Below are 19,802 nucleotides of genomic sequence, written 5' to 3' on the forward strand. Positions count from 1 at the left end.
TAGGTTAGTTATTTGCTTGGCTCCTTGCTAAAGAAGCTCAGCATCATAACTGACCTGCACTGACTTAAAAGAACGTTAATAAAAAAGGATGAACTTGTGTTAAACAAATACCCCTTATGGAAAACACTGATGGTGCTATTTATAGTCGCTTTTGGTGCTTTATATGCTTTACCTAATTTATACCCTGAAGACCCTGCAGTACAGGTTTCAGGTTTACGTGGCGTTGAAGCCAATGCTGCAACGCTTGATAGCGTAAAAAGCGAATTGACTGCAGATAATATTTCATTCTCAAGTATTGTGCTTGAAAATGGTCAATTACTTGTCCGTTTTAGTGATACTGAGCAACAGCTTCGTGCCCGTGACTTACTTGAGGAAAGTTTAGGCGATAAATTTTCGGTGGCGTTAAACCTTACTCCAGCAACACCTGCATGGTTAGCAAGTGTCGGTGGTACACCAATGAAGTTAGGTTTAGATTTAAGTGGCGGTGTTAGCTTTCTAATGGAAGTGAACATGAGCGAAGCCATCGTTAAAGCGCAAGATGCTTTAGTAGACGACTTTCGTACCGATTTACGTGGCGAAAAAATTCGTTATCGCAGTGTGAAAAAAGCGAATAACTCAATCAATGTTCAGTTTCGTAATGCGGAAGATTTAACTGCCGCTCATGATTTTTTGAAAAAGCGCTATCGTGATTTTTTAATGTCAGAAAATGCTGATAATTTAACTTTATCTGCAAAAATGACCGATCAAAAGCTTAAAGAAGTTCGCGAATATGCCTTACAACAAAACATTACTATTATTCGTAATCGTGTTAATGAATTGGGTGTATCTGAGCCGCTTGTGCAACGCCAAGGTAAAAAACACATCATCATTGAATTACCCGGTGTGCAAGACACAGCTAAAGCAAAAGAAATTTTAAATGCAACGGCAACTATCGAATTTAGACTCGTTGATACCGATGGCGATTTAAGTGCTGCACTCAATGGTCGAGTACCAGCGAGTTCAAAATTATTATATGAACGTGACGGCAAGCCAGTTTTATTGAAAAAACGTGTGATGTTAACGGGTGATCATATTGTTGATGCAGGCTCAAGTTTCGATGAGTACAGTCGACCACAGGTTAATATTTCACTTGATTCTGCCGGTGGCGGAAAAATGTCAAATGGCACTAAAAGCAATATTGGTAAGCCAATGGCGACAGTCTTTATTGAATATAAACCCACTGACCGTAAAGATGCTGAAGGTAATACTATTTTTGAAAAAATAGAAGAAGTTATTTCAGTAGCAACCATTCAAGCGCGTTTAGGTAAAACCTTTCGTATTACTGGCGCGGGTAGTCAAAGCGAAGCACATAATTTAGCGCTATTATTACGTGCTGGAGCCCTTGTTGCACCTATTCAAATTGTAGAAGAGCGTACCGTTGGCCCAACATTAGGTGCTGAAAACGTTAAACTTGGCTTTCAAGCTATTTTAATGGGTTTTGGCTTAGTCTTTATTTTTATGATTATTTATTACCGTGCTTTTGGTGTGGTAGCAAATTTAGCGCTAGGTGCTAACTTAGTCTTAATTATTGGTGTGATGTCTTTAATTCCAGGAGCAACGTTAACGTTACCGGGTATGGCAGGTATTGTACTAACGGTTGGTATGGCGGTTGATGCTAACGTACTTATATTCGAGCGTATCCGAGAAGAAATGCGTGAAGGGAAGTCGATTCAACAATCGATTCACCAAGGATATGATGCAGCATTTTCAACCATTATTGATGCTAATATTACCACGCTTATTGCAGCGCTTATCTTGTATGCTATTGGTACTGGTCCGATTAAAGGTTTCGCGATAACCTTATCTATCGGTATTATTACCTCGATGTTTACTGCGGTTGTTGGTACTCGAACCATAGTTAATGCTGTTTGGGGCGGTAAACGTCTCGACAAACTTTCAATATAGGGCGTAGATATTTATGCAAATTTTACAATTAAAAGAAACTGTCGCCTTTATGAGCTACCGAAGGGGAGCATTGATATTTAGTGTTATATTGATGCTTGCTTCGGTCTTTTCATTAATGACTAATAAATTAAACTTCGGCCTAGATTTTACTGGTGGTACGTTAATTGAAGTAGGTTTTGAAAAAGCGGCTGATTTAAACAAAATTCGCGCAGTCATGGACAGTAATGGCTACCCCGATGCAGTTGTGCAGCTATATGGCAGTAGCCGTGATGTGGTTATTCGTCTAGCCGAGCGTGAAGGCTTAAACGTTGAAATGCTCGGTAATGAAGTACTCAGTGCTTTACAAGCAGGTACCGGGCAAAATATGGAAATGCGCCGTATTGAATTCGTTGGTGGCAGTGTCGGCGATGAATTAGCAGAGCAGGGCGGCTTAGCTATGCTAACCGCGCTGATTTGTATTCTCGTTTACGTCGCATTCCGCTTTGAATGGCGTTTCGCTTTAGGTTCGGTGTTTGCGTTATTTCATGATGTATTGTTAACACTGGGTTTGTTCTCGGCGTTAAAACTTGAATTTGACCTGACGGTACTTGCGGCAATATTGGCGGTTATTGGTTATTCACTCAATGATACGATTGTTGTTTCTGACCGGATTCGTGAAAACTTTCGTAAATTACGTGAAGGCGGGCCTGCTGATATTATCAATATTTCATTAACGCAAACGTTAAGTCGTACGTTCATAACGTCAATAACTACGTTATTAGTACTAGCGGCGCTCTTTTTTAGAGGTGGTGAGCTTATTCATGGTTTTGCAACCGCGTTATTGTTTGGTGTTTTTGTTGGTACTTATTCATCTATCTATGTAGCAAGTTCTGTTGCTCTGGCTTTTGGTATTTCTAAAGAAGACCTGATACCAGAAGTGATTGATAAAGAAGGCGCAGATCAAGAAGAGATGACACCTTAACGCATCAAGCATAAAGCAAGTATTGTTAACTAGAAGCCGAGTATTCATACTCGGCTTTTTATTGTCTTATCAAAGTGGTTAACCGATAAAAAAGTAAAGAAAGAGCTAATTAATTAATGTTAGGGTGATATTTGAACTTTAATCGCGATAATTTTCAATTATATTAGTATTCGGTGTTTACATTAAATAATTTATTAGTATAATTACTCTAGTTCTTGAGGGCTATGCTCTTAACCAAACTTTTGTTATTCCCTTACAAATGTTTTTATGCCGCGTGACTTACGCGGCTTTTTTTTGCCTGAAAAAAGACATTTCAAGATACTTTAGGCTTTATTGGCAATGTCGTTTATCACTTTATCACTATTAATCTTATCGTCTTCAGCTCTGAAAGAGCCAACGATTGTAATGGCGACAAGCGACAAATCGTAATGTTTTGCAGTTATATAATTTTGCTATTTTATCAATGGAAAATTTAGCCAGTGAGCCAATAGGATGAAACCTAAATACTTAATAAACTGTTAAACAAGTTGTTGACCAAATTTGCTTTTATCGGCTAATAAATAACGTAACGCGTTAATAGGTTGTAGACCTTTTTTATAGGCTTTATCAACCGTTATGGCGTCATAAACATCAATGATTACAGTAATACCGGCAAGTTTAGAAAACTGCTCTTTTTTCAAACCACGTTGATAGCCATCCCTATCTAATTGTTTATGGTGGTAACTAACATATCTACCTTTAATTCATCCACACTTAATGTCTTTTGACTAACGTCTTTAGTCATATAGTCTTTTTATTATTATTATCAATCACTTTATAATTGCTTGTTTTTTGTACTCTCACAATAAATTATTATATTAGTAAGCGAGATGGTGTGAGATAATTCATCATTGCTCATTACTTAATCGATACAAATAATCATGAATTCAACCATCTTAAGCACCTTTTTAGTCGACGTCAAAACCAACCAATCGTTCTGGGCACTGCAAGAAAAAACAGCAGAAGATTGGGTAGTACTCGATTCAATTAATTTTGAAAACACCGAAGTTATGCCATTATGGTCAAGCCAAGAACTCGCGCAAAAGCATTGCGTTGATGAATGGCAGGAATATGTACCTACTAAAATCACCTTAAGCGATTGGTTAGAATTTTGGCTAGAAGATCTCAGTGAAGATGGTGTTATTGTCGGTATTAATTGGCAAGAAGAAACCAGTGAAACTGATGATAATGAATATATTGAGTTAGATTTAGCTGAATTTAGCCAAGCACTCGCTGAAATTGAAGCTTTGTAACGTTTAGAAAAAACAGTATGTTGACTTTATTATAGAGCTCAACGTGCTGTTGCTATTTGCTAGAAGCATCTAAATAAGCTAATAAACTTATTCGACCATTCTTAGTCGACGCTATTTTATTTTTATTGTTCAAATCTTTCCACGCGGTCACTTTGCCACCACGATTGAGCCGCTCAAAGCTTGCCGATTCATTTCCTTGCGCTAAAGATAAAAAACTGAGTAACTTCTGATAACTGGCTGATTGACTAATATCTATGGTAAGCAAGTCCTGCTGGCGGCCAATAAAATATTGCCCAACCTCATTGCTATGCCGCTGGTAACATAATGCTAAAAAGTCATCATCTGCGATATTATCTAAAGTAAAAGGTGAAAATGTCCTTTGGTAACAGCGTTTAATTATAGTATTAAAGCCACCATCATCACGGGTGACATTGATATACATTCGTTGCAGTAATTGCTTAATCGACGGCAACCACTTTTGTGGCTCACGGGTCAAATAGATAAATTTACTGTCAGGGTAAAAGCTATCTAAACGCTTAAAATCAACAAAAATGGGCGTATCGGCAATCACTTGTGCATTATCAAAGGTTGTTTGCGTATAAGCTGTGTGTGCCACGGTATAGCCGAGCTCAAGCATTGCGGCACAAATACTGGTTGTGCCGGTGCGAGGTAAGCCGATAATGAATATTTTAGTGCTGTTCATCGATTAGTTACATCCAAGACTTGCGGCTACTCTCTACTTGGTAAAGTGCATTATCAAGTAATTGGTAGGCAAACTCTTGTTTGATAAAAGGAATGTCTTGAGCGCCTGCGGCTAATACTACTCTTACTGAACTGAGTTTGTGGCGTTTTTGAAACCAACTTTGTTTAAATTGAACTTGTTGAGATTTAAAAATAGGAAAACAGTAATAGTCGACACCAAAATAACCCTTACGGATATAAATAAAATCTTCATCTTTAGCATAGCCCCAACGAAACCAACGCATAAAAATTAACAAACCAACAAATAAATAACCGGGAATTATAGCCATTAATAAATTAGTTTTTTCAACAGAGATAAAAAAAACTAATAGTGAAATAAATATTGGGGTGAGAATGTAGCCAAGATTACGTAACAAGAAGCGTTTACTAATCTTTTGATAATCAACAGTCATCATTTTATTAGTTGGGTATACGTTGTTAACCAAGGCCAAACATTCGCTAGGATTAATTGATGGAACAATAATACGATTATTTTCTGCACTCGCTTGATACTGATTTAAAGCACTATTACTTTGCTCAAATTTAAGGTTAATTCGTTTGAGTATCACATCAAGCCAATCTTGTTGACGAACTACCATTTGCAGGCGGGATAATCGCATAGTCACTTCATACTTGGTTAACAAACCACTGCGGCGAATATAACGATCGCCAACTTTACTTAAGGTGAACTGGTAAAAAGTAATAATAGAACCGGCGATAGAAAATAAGGTAAAAGGTAATAAAATAATAAAAGTTAAGGTCAGTGCGTATAAACCTACTTGCCACATGGGTTTATCAGCAAACGTTAAGAATTTTTCAAGGTCGATACCTAAGCCATTAAAAAATTCAACAATATAGCGACCAAAATCATCAAAAAATGGTGCTAAGCCACCAAGGAAAATCCAAATTCTGTTGTTGGTTAAGCCATGAATAATAAGGTCTGTAATACTACGTGTGTTTAAAATAGTTTCATTGTTTCGATTCTTTGATGCTAAGTCATTAACTGTTTCGGCCTTGGCATCAGCAACTACTGAACTTGCTATTTTATGCTGAGCTAAAATTTCTACTTTAAGTTGCTCGGCAAAGTCTACTTTTAAAGCGACGACTTTCGCTTCTTGCATAGCCGAGCCTGCAGTATCGAGCTGGAGACAGGTAAAACCGAATGGTCGATAATACAACGGCTGTTCTAGTTTTACGTTTTGAATTTTAGCAAAGGGTAAATTAACGTATTTCTTTGAAATTACGCCAGAGCGTATTTCAATATGATCCTGATATAATCGATACTGAAAAAAGTAGAAACTTAAAAAAGTCGAGATCATAATAATGGCGAGTATGGCTAAACCTATTGGTAGCCACAAATGTGGATGTGCAATAAAATTATCGTAACCTAAATATAATGCTGGTAAAAAAACGACAATATTGCTTAAAAACCCTACCACAAATTTTGCTAAAAAATAAATAATAGCGATAGGTGAGATACGTTGCCAGTCTTTGGTGTTTTGTTTCGACGCAAGGGGTTGAATTGTTACTTCGTCATCGCTTTCCAACGTCGTTGTTGATTTATCCATGATGGTTAACATCTTTGTGATCAAGAATAAATTGGCGAATGCTCTCCGCTTTCTCTAACGGTAAACCCGGGATTTCAAAGGTGTGCAGTGCACCACCAGCGCTGAAAACTTGCAGTTTAGCCAAACCTATCTTTCGGTCAATAGGACCACGCTTTAGCTCTACATGTTGAATACGTAGCATAGGTTGGCTAACTGTTTTGAGAAAAATAACACCACTTTGATAACTAAGGTCTTGTTGGCGAAGTGCGTAAAATTTTCTTTTATCGGCAACTATAGTGTAAAGGGTACTCATAAAACCAACCAGTGCTATTACCCAAATAACATAACTTACAAAGTTATTTACTGCGGTAGTTAAGGTAATAAAGTGTTGTAGCTGAACGATGAATAAAATACTTATAATAAACAGGGTGATAAATAAGGTGATATAGCGATTACTTTTTGCATAAAGTGGCGATAACATTTCAAAGTTCAGTGAGTCTAACCTTGGTAAATCTTTACTTGTTAAACCTGTGTTTGAAAAGTGAACCTTTCCTGGGATATTCTCGGTGCCCTGCATCATCGCTATTCCTATTATTTTTATTATCAAAGGTGTGGGTAATCGTTATTATAATGCTTAATATGAACCTAACAATATGATTCATATTGGTGCGGAGCTTGACTTTCTTAGACGACTTTTTAGGTGTTTAGTATTATTCTGGTGATAAATAACCTAAATTCATTAAGCGCTTCTCATCAAATGTGTTTATAACATCACCGATAATTACTAATGTTGGTGGTTTTATATCATGTAATTCAACCAAGTGGTTTAACCCCGCTAACGTACCACGGTAAACTTGTTGTTCAGGATTTGTTCCTTTATAAATCAATGCAGCGGGTGTTGAAGCTTTACGACCCGCCTTAATCAGCTGGTCACTGATGATGGGTAAGCTTTTGATACCCATATAAAAGACAACGGTTTGTTTATTATCATTTAGAGTGTGCCATGGCAGTGATAATTCACCATTGTCTTGGACGTTACCCGTAATAAATGTGCAACTTTGTGCGACTTGTCTATGCGTTAAAGGGATACCTACATAACTTGTACAAGCCGAGGCTGCGGTCATTCCTGGCACAATATGACAAGCGATACCATTTTTTAAGGAAAATTGTGCTTCTTCTCCACCACGGCCAAAAACAAAAGGATCACCACCTTTTAAGCGTAAAACTTTTTTGTTTTGTTTAGCGTAATCAACTAATAGCTGATTAATATTATCTTGAGGTACTCGATGTTCGGCTTGCTTTTTACCGACATAAATTCGCTGACAATCTTCGGGTAATAACGCTAAAATTTCGGCGCTTACTAACCGGTCGTAAATAACCACTTCAGCTTGTTTAATAAAACGAAAAGCTTGTAAGGTCAGTAAATCAGGGTCGCCAGGACCCGCGCCAACTAGAGCAACTTCGCCACAAGAAAAAGCTTGTTTATTTTTAGGTGAGTCAGGGATTGTTAACGTCATAGCTTACTTACCATTAGAAGAGACATTTAAGTTCTTCAAAATACCGTCGTGTATATTATAAACAAAGCCGTGCACGGTAACATCTTGGTTTGCATTCCAGGCACTAACTAATGTGGTGGTATGACAAACGTTTGCTACTTGCTCAATTACATTGAGCTCGCAGAGTAAATTGACCTTTGTCTGGTGATCTTCAACGGCATCAAGACGCTCTTTGTGAAAACGATAGACATCTTTAATATGCCCTAGCCAGTTATCTATTAGGCCATGACGCTTGTTATCAACTGATGCTATAATTCCGCCGCAGCCATAGTGACCACACACTATTATATGTTTTACTTTCAGGTTTTCTACGGCAAATTGAATAACAGAAAGACAATTTAAATCAGTATGGATGACTTGATTAGCAATATTACGATGAACAAAAACTTCGCCCGGTGACATACCCAGTAATTCATTGGCAGGTACTCTTGAGTCAGAACACCCTATCCATAAATATTCGGGTTTTTGTTGTTCTGACAAGCGTTTAAAAAAATCAGGGTCTTCTTTTTTTATGTTTTCAGCCCACTGCTGATTATTGTCGAACAAATGTTGAATAGAAGTCACGGGATACCTTAGTAAATAATCTATAAATTGATTTTATGAGAATACCGCGAGAAGTGGAAGATAAATGTCAGATCAATTATTTATGACGTATATCCATTTAGTCGCGAACTTAGCTATAATTGCCAACATTATTAAAAACTAGTCAGGCAGAGTTCTGGCAACAACATGTGCACGACATACCTTAGTAAAACGCAACGAAAACACTTAGCTAAAAGGTAAAATAGCAAAAGGAGCTGATTTTGTTGTACAGACTAAGAAAAATTCAACTTGTCCATTAGCTATAAAGGCGGGGGATTTAGGTGAGTTTATGCAAGGCTAAATGGCTAATGCTTTTGATGACGTAGTTTTTAAAATAAAGTTTTAGCGGTACATCAGCCGATGTAAACAACGTTTGGTGTTTATTTAATCGAAACCATTGATCGTCATTAATCTACTTTTTTATCTTTTTCTTCTTGTTCTTTCGAACGCTCTTTAATACGGGTTAGTTGTTCTTTGTTGAGATTGAATTTTTGCGCTGACTTTTTAAGCACCATAACACCACCCACTATGCTCCCTAATGCGATAATGATAATAAAAATTACAAAAATAGACATTTATTTACCTTCCTCTTTGTATTCACCTTCGACACTTATCACAATCTTATGAAGTGTTGTTGGTAACGTTGAATGTTCAACCATTAATTGTTATTGAGTATAGCTAAAATAACAGCCAATTTTTGCTGAATGTAGTCTTTTAGTAAATATTGTTAGCAAAAATGTTAAATAATAGGTAATTTATAGGTAATAAGGACAAATAGCTTAAATCTAAGCTGTTTTTTTTAAACTAACCAGATGGATACTCTATGTTTACTCGCTTAAGCGTGAAATTACTTATACCGACTGCGGTTGTTGGACTGTTAACTGTGCTATTTATTTTGCTTTTTACAGATGAGCTAAGTAAGTCGTCTGTTATCGGTATATTGTCTGTTTTAGTTATTGCCCAATTAATGTCAGGCTATATATTTATTGAAAAGCAGTTATCGTCTCGATTAAAAAAATTACAACATTATTTGGCACTTGTGGTGAGTACTAAACAGGCGCCTCCTGGTCCATTAGTTGATGAAGGAAGCGATGAACTTGCTCAAGCAACGAATGCACTTAGTGCCTTTATCGGAGATCTATCAGATGTACTTGCTGAATTACGCACTGAGTCTGAATCCTTAAAAGAAGGCTCATTTTTATTAGCCACACAAATGACTGATTCAGTTAAAGCTGTCGATGATTCTGCTCGTCAAATAGAGCTCATGGCTCACTCTATTGATGAAGTTGCTTCAACGTCTAGTATACTTTCAGACAGTGCTTCACAGGTAAGTGAAACGACTAATCAAGTCATTGACATCTTATCGCAAGGTACAACATCTTCAAATACTAGTCAGCAGACCATTGAAGCTTTTTCTGAAGAAGTTACCGAAATGGCCACCGACTTGGCCTTATTGCAAACAGAGTGTTCCAATATAGGATCTGTGCTTGACGTTATCCGTGGCATTGCCGACCAAACTAATTTACTGGCATTAAATGCTGCGATAGAAGCAGCGCGAGCGGGTGAGCAAGGTCGCGGTTTTGCGGTTGTTGCCGATGAAGTAAGAGCTCTTGCGCATAGAACACAAGAAGCAACGGTTGAAATTCACTCAATGGTTGAAGGTTTGCAAGAGAAATCAACGAATGCCGTAACGGCTATTTCGCGTGGTCAAGCATTGACGCAAGACAGCTTAACGCATTCAGCAGAAGTTGTTGAAGCGTTAGAGCAAATAGGACGAGTCTTTAATGAGGTTAATGCCTTAACTTCTCAAATTGCTAGTGGCACTGAACAGCAACAACAATCAACTGCATCGGTTAATACCAATATGGCTGAAGTTGCCTCTTTAAGCCGAGATATCACTAATGGCTTAAGTTCTGTTGCCCAGCACGCTGAGCAGCAGCAAAAGATATCTATCGATGTTGCTACGACCCTAAATAGGATTTGTGTTTAGAAAGCAGGATGTAAATGCACAGAGAGTGACGTTTTATCATAAGCCCATTTAAACATGGGCTTTTTTATGTACAGGATGAAGGTAATGATTTTTTTAAGAAACATCATAAGTACCCCCTATCAATCAGGGCAATGTCATTAAGGCATTAGTACATGCTTGTATATCGCCATAAAGGAGTGACGATGTTTACAACAGCAAGAGCATTCCTAGGCATTCATGCCATCATTACTTTCGTGTCTGTTGATGTCGAGTGAAGTCCCTGTGATTTCCTATAATGTTTGATATTGCTATCACATTCGACAGTTGACTTTTAAAAAGCAATAGACAGATTAATTTGTTTTTTAGAAATTGCATGTCAGTCAAAACCTCTGATATTCAGCCAGCAATATTAATGATCACTTTATGTGCATTACAGTTAGCAATTCGTTAATTCCTAAGTCTGTTTTAAGCTCAAAGCCGACTGTGGAGTTCAAATTTTAGATGTTAATTATGAGGCTAAAGTTACTATTAACAGAATGATAAATCAAAGATCGCTTTACCAATATCCAATTTCGACTAACAACGGATAAAATTCCGTTAGTACGCATATATTAAGTTTTATCACCTTGTTTTATTCGAAATCCATTATCATCAATGAATATACTTTATGATGTAAAATCAATAACTTGAGTTTGTAGTGATAGCAACGGATGACATATCTAGCCAACTGATTACAAGTCAGTTGCTAGGTGGTAGATATGTATTGAATATACTGGTCTGTAGCGGTGTTTCAGTTGTGAATAACAATAATTAGCACCACTGAACTTTAATCAATTACACTACTAAAGTGTGTGTTTTGGGTTGGTTAATTTCGAGTTTATTGATGATTTGTATCAAGTTAAAAATGAAATTTAATCGCCCAATAATACTTTTATACTGAAACTAATTTAAAATACAGTTTGTTGATATTATGTAATCAACCCAACTGGTTGATGAGTTTATTGGTGTCAGGTTTTTTTACAGCGCTACATAATTTGAAATAGTCTAAATTATCATCATGTTGAAATAGTTAGGTATTTTAAGTTTGGTATGTTTTTTGTATTAAAGGTTAATAAATTACTAATTTAACGATTACCTACCAAAAAAGATGGAAAGGGATCAAAAAGGAATATCACATGAAACTTAAATGTTTGAAGTCTATTTATACAGGACTACTTATTTTAATCAGTGGAGCTGCTAATGCGGGCATAATACCAGTAGGTATACAAACTAATCTCACACAAGCTACTATAGATAATTGGGGATGGACAGAGTGTGGTAGATCTTCAGCGTCGTCGAGGAGTAACACCATACAAACTGTTGTTAATAGTTGTAGTGGTGAATATACGATGATGGCAGCGTGGGACGCATCTTTAAATGTATATGGGATTGCTGCGGCAGGAGAAACGGGTGTAGTTACAAATAATACTTTCGCTAGCTCTAGTGATGAGCAAAATTTTCTTAAACTCGATAACTGGAGTAACGGTGTTAATTTTTATAAAACTGCCGGCTATGGATCTTGGGGATTCACTAGTATAGATTCAGTATATTTGAGTAGTGCTGATGTCAATTTAATGGGTTCTCGCCGAGGAGAAGGAGGTACTCAGACTTCTGAAATTGAAACTGGGAAGGACGCGATAGGCTTATCATGGCATGTTAGTAGTGCGACACAGTTTGGAACGGGTTGGGGTTACAACGCTACTGGTGGTGATAATGATTGGACGCCTATCTATCAAAGCGGTGACCAGAGAGTATTTTTTACAACTAACAAAATTGACGTTCCAGAACCATCTACACTTGCTATTTTTGCATTAGGAATGATTGGTTTAGCATCACGTCGATTTAAGAAACAATCTTAATAATTTAATATTGTTTGATTCTAGAAAACACTGGTCGTCATGGTCAGTGTTTTTTGTATCTGGTGATTTGTAAATCAGGTTGTTTCACCTTAAAACCAGCACCATAGGATTAAGCATCCTTTGCTAATCATGATAAATAAAGGCTTCTGGCTAATATTGGTAAACTAATAGCACTACTTGAGCATAATAATTCGCTTCAAACCCCAAATTATTCCTATCGAGTGACGGCAATGGTGGCTAAGCGGACTATTTATTAAAACAGGTTATCTTGGTGGTCAATGTGATCTGAAGAGATCAATCACAGACATTATGCGTAGTAACACATGAACGCTCGAGTCTAAGTTGAGCTTTCATGTTTAGGTCGTTATTTCGCCATGCTGATACTGAAATAAATTCAGTATGACGGAGTTGGTATCAGCATTACGGAGTTGTTATCAGCATGGCGAAGTTGGTATCAGCATGGCGGAGTTATTATAGGATGCTTGAGTTATTACCAATCAATGCCTTTTTGTGCTTTTATATTATTATCAAAAGCATGTTTTATCGATTGCACTTCACTTACCGTGTCAGCTAATTCCAATAATGAACGGTGTGCGCCACGGCCTGTGGCTATTACATGTTGCATGGGCGGGCGATTAGCGATGGCGTCTAGTACTTCATCAAGATCAAGGTATTTAAACGACAACATATAAGTCAGTTCATCAAGTAGCACAACATCAACGGTTTCGTCAGCTAATAGTTTCTTTGCTTCTTTCCAAACAAGTTGAGCAGCGGCAATATCGGTTGATTTATCTTGTGTATTCCAAGTAAACCCTGTTGCCATCACGTGAAAAGGTACGCCGAGCTTTTCTAGGACATTTCTTTCGCCACAAGCCCAAGTGCCTTTTATAAACTGAATGGCTGCTGCGTTTAGACCGTGTCCTACTGCGCGAGTTAGCGTGCCAAATCCTGATGTTGACTTACCCTTACCGTTACCTGTAATTACAATTAATATACCGCGTTCATCAGTGGCAGCATCAACTCTTGCATCAACTTTGTCTTTTACTTTTTGCATGCGTGCTTGGTGTTTTTCACTTTTTTGTGTTTCGTCAACCATGAGTATTCCTATGGGTAATTATAGTTTTTTTAAAGAGGAGAAAAGGCAAGGCTAACGTTAAGGGGGTCCCTTAAAAAATAGCAATTTACCGTGTATTCCCGCACGATTTTATTGATGTTAATGGTGGTAATCTTATTGTGGATAGGTATGCTGACTCATTGGCAACTTGTAAGTCACTGCAATTTACAGTTGCGGGAACAGTCAAGGTTTCTCACCTTATTCCCTAAACACGTTTACGTTGTGTTAGTTTACGAGATTTTTAATTATTTACAATATCTAGCGGCGTAAACACCGCCGATTTTATGTTTTTGGTAAATAGAATCTAAGGCAGGGAATTTTCAGTAATAAAAATGCCAACAATAGTTGTTGGCATTTTAGTGTTTTTTAATAATAACGTTATTTAGCTAAGCGATTGGCTTACCAAATTTTTACACGTTTCTCAGGGGCGATATACATAGCATCACCTTCTTTAACGTTAAACGCTTTGTAGAATTCAGGCATGTTAGATAAAGAACCTAATGCACGGAACTCACCAGGTGAATGAGGGTCAGTTGCTACTTGATTACGTAATGATTTCTCAACCTTTTTTCCACGCCATACTTGAGCAAAGCCCATGAAGAAACGTTGATCGCCAGTTAGTCCGTCAATTACTGGTGCTTCTTTACCATTTAATGAAGCAATATAAGCTTTATAAGCGATAGTTACCCCTGATAAATCACCAATGTTCTCGCCTAAGGTTAAAGAGCCGTTAACATTTAAGTCTTCAAATACTGAATAGCCATCGTATTGTTTTACTAAGTCATCGGTGCGAACTTTAAAGGCAGCTAAATCTGCTTCAGTCCACCAGTTGCGCATGTTACCGTCGCCATCATATTTACTACCTTGGTCGTCAAATCCGTGACCCATTTCATGACCAATAACCGCGCCAATACCGCCATAGTTCACCGCATCATCTGCTGCTAAGTTGAAAAATGGTGGTTGTAAAATTGCTGCAGGGAAAACAATTTCATTTTTAGTTGGGTTGTAATAAGCATTAACGGTTTGTGGTGTCATGCCCCATTCTTGCTTATCAATTGGACCGCCTAATTTAGCGACTTCTTTTTGATGAGAAACACTACCCGATCGCATTTTATTACCAACTAAATCATCACCTTTAATGACAAGTGCTGAATAATCTTCCCACTTGTTAGGGTAACCAATTTTAGGATCAAAGCTTGCTAGTTTTACATGAGCCGCTTTTTTCGTTGAATCAGACATCCACTCTAGTTCATCGATACTTGCGCCATATGCTCCGCGCAAGTTTTCAACAAGTTGTGTCATACGGGTTTTAGCTTCAGGCTTAAAGTGACGGCTCACATAAACTTTACCAATAACCTCACCTAAATTGCTGTTAACTACGCCAACACCACGCTTCCACATTGGACGTTGTTCTTTTTGTCCTCTTAACTGCTGAGAATAAAAGTCAAAGTTTTCATTATCTAAGTCAGCGGTTAAAGAACCAGCAAAGTTACTTAAGGTATGGAAAGTTAAGTAAGTTTGCCAATCAGCTAATGGGGTTGCTGCAAATATTTCGCCAAAACCTTTAACAAATGAAGGTTGGTTAATAATGATGTCTTTTTGCGCTGATACGCCTTGAGCAGCAAGGTAAGCATTCCAGTTAAATGCATCAGTAACTGTATTTAAGTCAGCGACATCGAATTTATTGTAAGTTTTACTGCTGTCACGAGTTTCAATTTTTGTCCAATGAAAACCTGCTAATTTAGTTTCAATTGCCATGACCGTTTGCGCAGCAGCTTTACCGTTCTTCAAACCAGCTAAATTGAACATATTTTCAATATGAGCAACATAACCTTTACGCAATGCGGCAAAGCGTTCGGTTTCATCAAAGTAGTAATCTCTGTCGGGTAAGCCTAAACCTGTTTGCCAAATATGAGTGGCATAGCGAGTTGAGTCTTTACCGTCAACGCTAATATAAAACGCTAACGGACTACCGACACCATTTTTTTGATTTTCACCAAAAAATGTTGCAAGTTCATTCTTGTCTTTTAAACCATTGATGCTATCAAATAATGGTTGAATAGGAGCCGTACCTGCAGTATTACGTGCATCCATGTTCATATATGAACGGAATAAGTCAGCTACTTTTTGCTCGTCGCTGCCCATTTTTAAATTTTCTGTTGCTGCTAATTCTTCAATGATTACTTTTACATTGTCATCAGCTTCGTCACGTAAGTCATAAAAGGCACCAATTGACGTTTTATCTCCAGGGATTTCATTAGCGTTCAACCAAGCACCGTTTACATAACGATAAAAGTTGTCTTGCGGACGAACGGATAAGTCCATTGTTGCTTTGTCGATACCTGAAGCTAATGCAGTTTTTTGCATGATAGGCATTTCTTGCTTAGTTGTCTCAGTGCTTTCTGGATTGTCGTTGCAAGCGGCAAGCAACAATAACGAAGAACAGACTGCACCTGTTATTATTTTTTTCATGGTAATCTCATTATTATTAAGTAAAGAATATGGTTATAAAATGGTAAACGCATTGATACTAAAGGGTTACAGGGCTTTTTACTAGATTTGGACATGAATTTTTACATAATGTATCAGCAGTGCCGTATTTTATTTTGTACATTAAGCCTGATGACTTTTTTATTTTTTTATTTAACTAATTGAAAATAATCGTAATATTTTTCACTTTGATTTTTATCAATATTAATTATTGGCTTTTTTGCTGCCAAATAAAACATTGACTGTGCTATGCTGTGGCTACTTATAGAGTAATAGTTCTCTTACTGAATAACATAAGATGAAGTTTAATTAATGTTTCAACCCGTCAGTTTTTTCATTGGGCTACGCTATAGTCGTAGCCGTAAAAGTTCTGGATTTGTATCCTTTATCACTTTTTTCTCCATTGTCGGTATCGTCCTTGGTGTCGCATCATTGATCACAGTTGTTTCCGTTATGGACGGTTTAGAAGGTGAACAAAAACGGAGAATATTGGGCCTAGTTCCCCATATTGTCGTCGCCAATCAACCTCAGCAAAACAAAAACAATGCTTTACCTACATGGCAAACCCTACGTGAACAATTATTACTTACGCCTAAAGTTAAAGAAGTTACTCCTTTGTTGGAAAGTGAAGCACTCATACAAGCTAATTCTGGCGCATTACGCGGTGTACTCATTCAAGGAATCATGCCTGAATTCGAGCAGCACAATATTGTTAACAACTCTATGGTATCAGGACATTTAGACAATCTGTCGACACAGAGCTTTGCCATTGTTATCGGGCAGTCGTTAGCAAGGCAACTTGATGTTGATTTGGGTGATAAAATACGTTTAACACTGCCTAATAAGACCGTTTTTACCCCAATGGGGAGAATTCCGGTGCAACGCACTTTTACCATTGCTGGTATTTTTAGTGTTGGTTCACAAGTTGATGAAGGACTGGTTTATATTCACAGTAAAGATGGCGCAAAACTTCATCGACAAAGAGGTGATGGTGTTGAAAAACTTCGTTTGTATCTCGATGATGCTTTTGCTGCTGAGCAAGTGGTCAAACGTTTAAAACAACAATATCCACAGTATGATTTTACGACATGGCGCGATACTCAAGGCGCTTTATTTTCTGCTGTGCGCATGGAAAAAAATATGATGTGGTTGATGTTGAGCTTAATTATAGCCGTTGCCGCATTTAATATTGTTTCCGCTTTAGTGATGGTTGTTATCGAAAAAAAGGGTGAAATTAGTATTTTGCAAACACTTGGGCTAGATCGTCTTGGCGTGGTAAAAATATTTATTACTCAAGGTTTAGTTAATGGTTTTTGGGGCGTCACTATCGGTACTGTGGTTGGCGCCATGCTAACCTTAAATTTAAACACTATATTTACCCTTCTCGGTGTTAATTTATTGGGAGCAGGGCAGTCTTTGCCCGTCGAACTATCAGTGAATAATATGTTTAGTATTGTTTTATCAGCGTTAGCGATGAGTTTTATTGCTACATTATATCCCGCTTATCAGGCTTCTTTAACAGAGCCTGCCGAGGTTTTACGAAATGAGTAAAGGTTTACTTTGTCAGCAATTATCAAAGTCATATTATCAAGGTAGCATTGAAACCAAAGTCTTAGACGGGCTTGATTTGTCAGTAGACGCGGGTGAACTTGTTGCTATAGTGGGCAGCTCTGGTTGTGGTAAAAGTACATTTTTACATATAGCTGGAGCACTAGATTCTCCGTCTTCAGGGCAGGTTTTTATTAGCGGTGTTGATATCCACCAGTTATCTGATAGGCAACGTGCTAAATTTCGCAATAAACATATTGGTTTTATTTATCAATTCCATCATTTAATGATGGAGTTTTCAGCACAAGAAAACGTGGCAATGCCTTTACTGATTCGTGGGGACTCTCCAAAATCGGCTCTAGCTGCTGCACAAGAAATGCTCACACAGGTTGGGTTAAGTCATCGCTTTGAGCACCGGCCCTCAGCGCTTTCTGGTGGTGAGCGTCAACGTGTCGCTATTGCTCGGGCATTAGTGACTAAACCTTCGTTAATATTAGCTGATGAACCAACAGGTAATTTAGACTTTGATACCGCAGAGCAAATATATCAGTTATTACGTGACCTTAATAAAACGGTAAACACCAGTTTTGTTATTGTTACCCATGACTTAATACTTGCTGCCAGAATGGATCGTCAACTACGTTTATCGCACGGCCGGTTAGCGCCCCTTGAAAGTTAAGGCTTTTAAATGACCCAATCACTAAGTTTATTTTTAGGCTTACGTTATGTGCGTAGCCGAAACGGTAATGGCTTCTCTTCGTTTATTTCAGCATCTTCCACTATCGGTATTGCGCTTGGTGTAATGGTATTGATTATTGTGCTCTCAGCAATGAACGGTTTCGAGCGAGCATTAGCGCAACATTTGCTGTCGGTTATTCCTCATGGTGAGCTAATTGCTATTAATACGCCGATAGATAATTGGCAAAAACACGTGGCGAAAGCACAACAACATCCACAAGTGATAGCCGCTGCACCTGTGATAAAACTTACCGGTATGATGCAACATGGCAGTGAACTCAAAGCCGTTGCTGTGCGTGGTGTCGATCTAAAGCTAGAGCAGCAAGTGTCAACTATTGCTGACTATATGATTGCGGGCAGCTGGCAAGCCATAGATGATGCTGAAAATAGCGAAAATGCTGAGGTGGGTGTTGTTATTGGCTCGGGAGTTGCAAAAAAATTACAACTTGAATTAGGCGACTCGTTACAATTATTATTATCGAGTGTTATCGCCCAAAAAAGTAATCAGCAAGCAAATACTAAATTCCCTGTGCCAATAAAGCATCAAGTTAACGTTGTTGGTATTTTTAAATTTGGCGGTACGATTGATGAAAATGCTGTTTATCTTTCACTTGAACATGCTGAAAAAATGGTGAATTTGGCAAAAGGGCAAGTGCAAGGCATTCGCATTAAAGTCGCTGATGTTTTTCAAGCACCTGAGGTTGCGCGTGACGTGGCCTTTAGCTTCGATACCTACGTGGCAATTCATGATTGGACACGCAGTCATGGTCATATTTTTAATGATATACAACTGGTGCGCTTAGTGATGTTTATCGTCTTAATATTAGTGATAGCGGTGGCTAGTTTTAATATTGTTTCAACGCTTATTATGGCGGTGAATGAGAAAAAAGGTGATATTGCCATTTTAAAAACTATGGGTGCACCGGCGAGCGTTATAATGGCGACGTTTATGTTTCAAGGACTGGTTAATGGGGTCGTAGGTTGTCTAGTGGGGACAGTGTTAGGTATTGTTATCTCATTAAATTTAACTGATATTGTTATTGCAGTAGAAACACTTTTTAACGTAAAAGTGTTATCAGGTGATATCTATTTTATCGACTTTCTTCCGACTCATTTAAACCAAACAGATGTGATCATTACTGTTTGTACTGCGTTACTGATGAGTTTACTGGCGACTATTTACCCTGCCTGGCAAGCAACTAAGGTTGAGCCAGCCCAGGTATTAGGACAAATGTAGCCAGTTTGATTTTTAGGTTATTAACCAAAATAAATTTTAATTAAAGCGAGATATTGTCTAATGCCGATCAGTTAAGCAATTTATAGCTTGATTAATTTGTTAATGAGATCAAAATCCAGTGATTAATATCACTGGATTTTTTTTATGCAACTTTCTACCGCTCTTTCTTTAGTTAATTCAAATAA

Annotated in this window: 17 protein-coding genes and 1 riboswitch; of the genes, 8 read left to right on the plus strand and 9 right to left on the minus strand. The window is 37.7% G+C overall.

The window, feature by feature from the left end:
* Nucleotides 1-96 precede the first annotated feature (96 nt).
* Together secD and secF are read left to right on the plus strand one after the other, a co-directional pair.
* On the plus strand, nucleotides 97-1,944 hold the full coding sequence (secD, locus tag ESZ26_RS13790) for a protein translocase subunit SecD (protein WP_146800054.1): 1,848 nt from the start codon (nucleotides 97-99) through the stop codon (nucleotides 1,942-1,944).
* A 13-nt stretch (nucleotides 1,945-1,957) separates the two neighbouring features.
* Nucleotides 1,958-2,905: a protein translocase subunit SecF gene (gene secF / locus ESZ26_RS13795; RefSeq protein ID WP_146800055.1), complete on the plus strand. Its 948-nt coding sequence runs from the start codon at nucleotides 1,958-1,960 to the stop codon at nucleotides 2,903-2,905.
* Between the two features lie 518 nt (nucleotides 2,906-3,423).
* Here secF and ESZ26_RS19270 read toward each other — a convergent pair.
* Nucleotides 3,424-3,648 (minus strand): HD domain-containing phosphohydrolase, encoded by a 225-nt coding sequence (locus ESZ26_RS19270; protein WP_342353834.1) that lies wholly within the window; start codon nucleotides 3,646-3,648, stop codon nucleotides 3,424-3,426.
* A gap of 177 nt (nucleotides 3,649-3,825) precedes the next feature.
* Here ESZ26_RS19270 and ESZ26_RS13800 point away from each other — a divergent pair, with 177 nt between their 5' ends.
* A complete protein-coding gene (locus tag ESZ26_RS13800) occupies nucleotides 3,826-4,197 on the plus strand; it encodes a DUF2750 domain-containing protein (RefSeq protein ID WP_146800056.1) in 372 nt (123 codons plus the stop codon).
* Nucleotides 4,198-4,249: 52 nt separating this feature from the next.
* On the opposite strand, the gene ESZ26_RS13805 is transcribed toward ESZ26_RS13800, so the two are convergent.
* The 6 genes from ESZ26_RS13805 to ESZ26_RS13835 all read right to left on the minus strand — a co-directional run bounded on the left by ESZ26_RS13805 (nucleotide 4,250) and on the right by ESZ26_RS13835 (nucleotide 9,198).
* A complete protein-coding gene (locus ESZ26_RS13805) occupies nucleotides 4,250-4,900 on the minus strand; it encodes a sulfotransferase (RefSeq protein WP_146800057.1) in 651 nt (216 codons plus the stop codon).
* 7 nt (nucleotides 4,901-4,907) lie between these two features.
* The gene (locus ESZ26_RS13810; protein WP_146800058.1) at nucleotides 4,908-6,506 is read right to left on the minus strand and encodes a PH domain-containing protein; all 1,599 of its coding nucleotides are present in this window, start codon (nucleotides 6,504-6,506) and stop codon (nucleotides 4,908-4,910) included.
* A complete protein-coding gene (locus ESZ26_RS13815; protein WP_223271644.1) occupies nucleotides 6,499-7,065 on the minus strand; it encodes a PH domain-containing protein in 567 nt (188 codons plus the stop codon). The genes ESZ26_RS13810 and ESZ26_RS13815 overlap by 8 nt, the downstream gene beginning before the upstream one ends.
* Before the next feature lie 130 nt (nucleotides 7,066-7,195).
* Nucleotides 7,196-8,002, minus strand: coding sequence for a uroporphyrinogen-III C-methyltransferase (gene cobA / locus ESZ26_RS13820; RefSeq protein ID WP_146800059.1), 807 nt, complete (start codon nucleotides 8,000-8,002; stop codon nucleotides 7,196-7,198).
* A 3-nt stretch (nucleotides 8,003-8,005) separates the two neighbouring features.
* The gene (gene can / locus ESZ26_RS13825; RefSeq protein WP_146800060.1) at nucleotides 8,006-8,605 is read right to left on the minus strand and encodes a carbonate dehydratase; all 600 of its coding nucleotides are present in this window, start codon (nucleotides 8,603-8,605) and stop codon (nucleotides 8,006-8,008) included.
* Nucleotides 8,606-9,030: 425 nt separating this feature from the next.
* Nucleotides 9,031-9,198 (minus strand): DUF2897 family protein, encoded by a 168-nt coding sequence (locus ESZ26_RS13835; RefSeq protein WP_146800061.1) that lies wholly within the window; start codon nucleotides 9,196-9,198, stop codon nucleotides 9,031-9,033.
* A 248-nt stretch (nucleotides 9,199-9,446) separates the two neighbouring features.
* Between ESZ26_RS13835 and ESZ26_RS13840 the strand changes: the two genes are divergently transcribed.
* Nucleotides 9,447-10,613, plus strand: a complete 1,167-nt coding sequence (locus ESZ26_RS13840) for a methyl-accepting chemotaxis protein (RefSeq protein WP_146800062.1) — start codon at nucleotides 9,447-9,449, stop codon at nucleotides 10,611-10,613.
* 1,154 nt (nucleotides 10,614-11,767) lie between these two features.
* Nucleotides 11,768-12,490 (plus strand): PEP-CTERM sorting domain-containing protein, encoded by a 723-nt coding sequence (locus tag ESZ26_RS19480; protein WP_223271645.1) that lies wholly within the window; start codon nucleotides 11,768-11,770, stop codon nucleotides 12,488-12,490.
* Nucleotides 12,491-12,980: 490 nt separating this feature from the next.
* Here the strand turns inward: ESZ26_RS19480 and cobO are convergent, their stop codons facing one another.
* Both cobO and ESZ26_RS13855 read right to left on the minus strand, forming a co-directional pair.
* On the minus strand, nucleotides 12,981-13,586 hold the full coding sequence (gene cobO / locus ESZ26_RS13850) for a cob(I)yrinic acid a,c-diamide adenosyltransferase (RefSeq protein WP_070376046.1): 606 nt from the start codon (nucleotides 13,584-13,586) through the stop codon (nucleotides 12,981-12,983).
* Nucleotides 13,587-13,709: 123 nt separating this feature from the next.
* Nucleotides 13,710-13,853: riboswitch (cobalamin riboswitch) on the minus strand.
* Nucleotides 13,854-14,003: 150 nt separating this feature from the next.
* On the minus strand, nucleotides 14,004-16,076 hold the full coding sequence (locus tag ESZ26_RS13855) for a M13 family metallopeptidase (protein WP_070376047.1): 2,073 nt from the start codon (nucleotides 16,074-16,076) through the stop codon (nucleotides 14,004-14,006).
* A 330-nt stretch (nucleotides 16,077-16,406) separates the two neighbouring features.
* On the opposite strand from ESZ26_RS13855, the gene ESZ26_RS13860 reads away from it, so the two are divergent.
* From ESZ26_RS13860 to lolE, 3 genes are read left to right on the plus strand one after another with little or no spacing between them, the layout of a single operon-like run.
* Complete coding sequence (locus ESZ26_RS13860; RefSeq protein ID WP_146800063.1) at nucleotides 16,407-17,645, plus strand: lipoprotein-releasing ABC transporter permease subunit; 1,239 nt, start codon at nucleotides 16,407-16,409, stop codon at nucleotides 17,643-17,645.
* Nucleotides 17,638-18,321: a lipoprotein-releasing ABC transporter ATP-binding protein LolD gene (gene lolD, locus ESZ26_RS13865; protein WP_146800064.1), complete on the plus strand. Its 684-nt coding sequence runs from the start codon at nucleotides 17,638-17,640 to the stop codon at nucleotides 18,319-18,321. Before ESZ26_RS13860 ends, lolD begins: the two co-directional genes overlap by 8 nt.
* 9 nt (nucleotides 18,322-18,330) lie before the next feature.
* On the plus strand, nucleotides 18,331-19,617 hold the full coding sequence (lolE, locus tag ESZ26_RS13870) for a lipoprotein-releasing ABC transporter permease subunit LolE (RefSeq protein WP_146800065.1): 1,287 nt from the start codon (nucleotides 18,331-18,333) through the stop codon (nucleotides 19,615-19,617).
* Nucleotides 19,618-19,802: the final 185 nt, after the last annotated feature.

The organism is Colwellia hornerae (genome assembly GCF_007954355.1).
In the GTDB taxonomy this organism is placed as follows: Bacteria; Pseudomonadota; Gammaproteobacteria; order Enterobacterales; family Alteromonadaceae; genus Colwellia_A; species Colwellia_A hornerae.

Coding starts and splice junctions, on each gene's coding strand:
- ESZ26_RS19480 (WP_223271645.1), top strand. CDS start 11,768: ATGAAACTTAAATGTTTGAAGTCTATTTATACAGGACTACTTATTTTA.
- ESZ26_RS13815 (WP_223271644.1), bottom strand. CDS start 7,065: ATGATGCAGGGCACCGAGAATATCCCAGGAAAGGTTCACTTTTCAAAC.
- lolD (WP_146800064.1), top strand. CDS start 17,638: ATGAGTAAAGGTTTACTTTGTCAGCAATTATCAAAGTCATATTATCAA.
- ESZ26_RS13835 (WP_146800061.1), bottom strand. CDS start 9,198: ATGTCTATTTTTGTAATTTTTATTATCATTATCGCATTAGGGAGCATA.
- cobO (WP_070376046.1), bottom strand. CDS start 13,586: ATGGTTGACGAAACACAAAAAAGTGAAAAACACCAAGCACGCATGCAA.
- ESZ26_RS13860 (WP_146800063.1), top strand. CDS start 16,407: ATGTTTCAACCCGTCAGTTTTTTCATTGGGCTACGCTATAGTCGTAGC.
- ESZ26_RS13805 (WP_146800057.1), bottom strand. CDS start 4,900: ATGAACAGCACTAAAATATTCATTATCGGCTTACCTCGCACCGGCACA.
- ESZ26_RS13800 (WP_146800056.1), top strand. CDS start 3,826: ATGAATTCAACCATCTTAAGCACCTTTTTAGTCGACGTCAAAACCAAC.
- ESZ26_RS13810 (WP_146800058.1), bottom strand. CDS start 6,506: ATGGATAAATCAACAACGACGTTGGAAAGCGATGACGAAGTAACAATT.
- ESZ26_RS13840 (WP_146800062.1), top strand. CDS start 9,447: ATGTTTACTCGCTTAAGCGTGAAATTACTTATACCGACTGCGGTTGTT.
- lolE (WP_146800065.1), top strand. CDS start 18,331: ATGACCCAATCACTAAGTTTATTTTTAGGCTTACGTTATGTGCGTAGC.
- cobA (WP_146800059.1), bottom strand. CDS start 8,002: ATGACGTTAACAATCCCTGACTCACCTAAAAATAAACAAGCTTTTTCT.
- secF (WP_146800055.1), top strand. CDS start 1,958: ATGCAAATTTTACAATTAAAAGAAACTGTCGCCTTTATGAGCTACCGA.
- ESZ26_RS13855 (WP_070376047.1), bottom strand. CDS start 16,076: ATGAAAAAAATAATAACAGGTGCAGTCTGTTCTTCGTTATTGTTGCTT.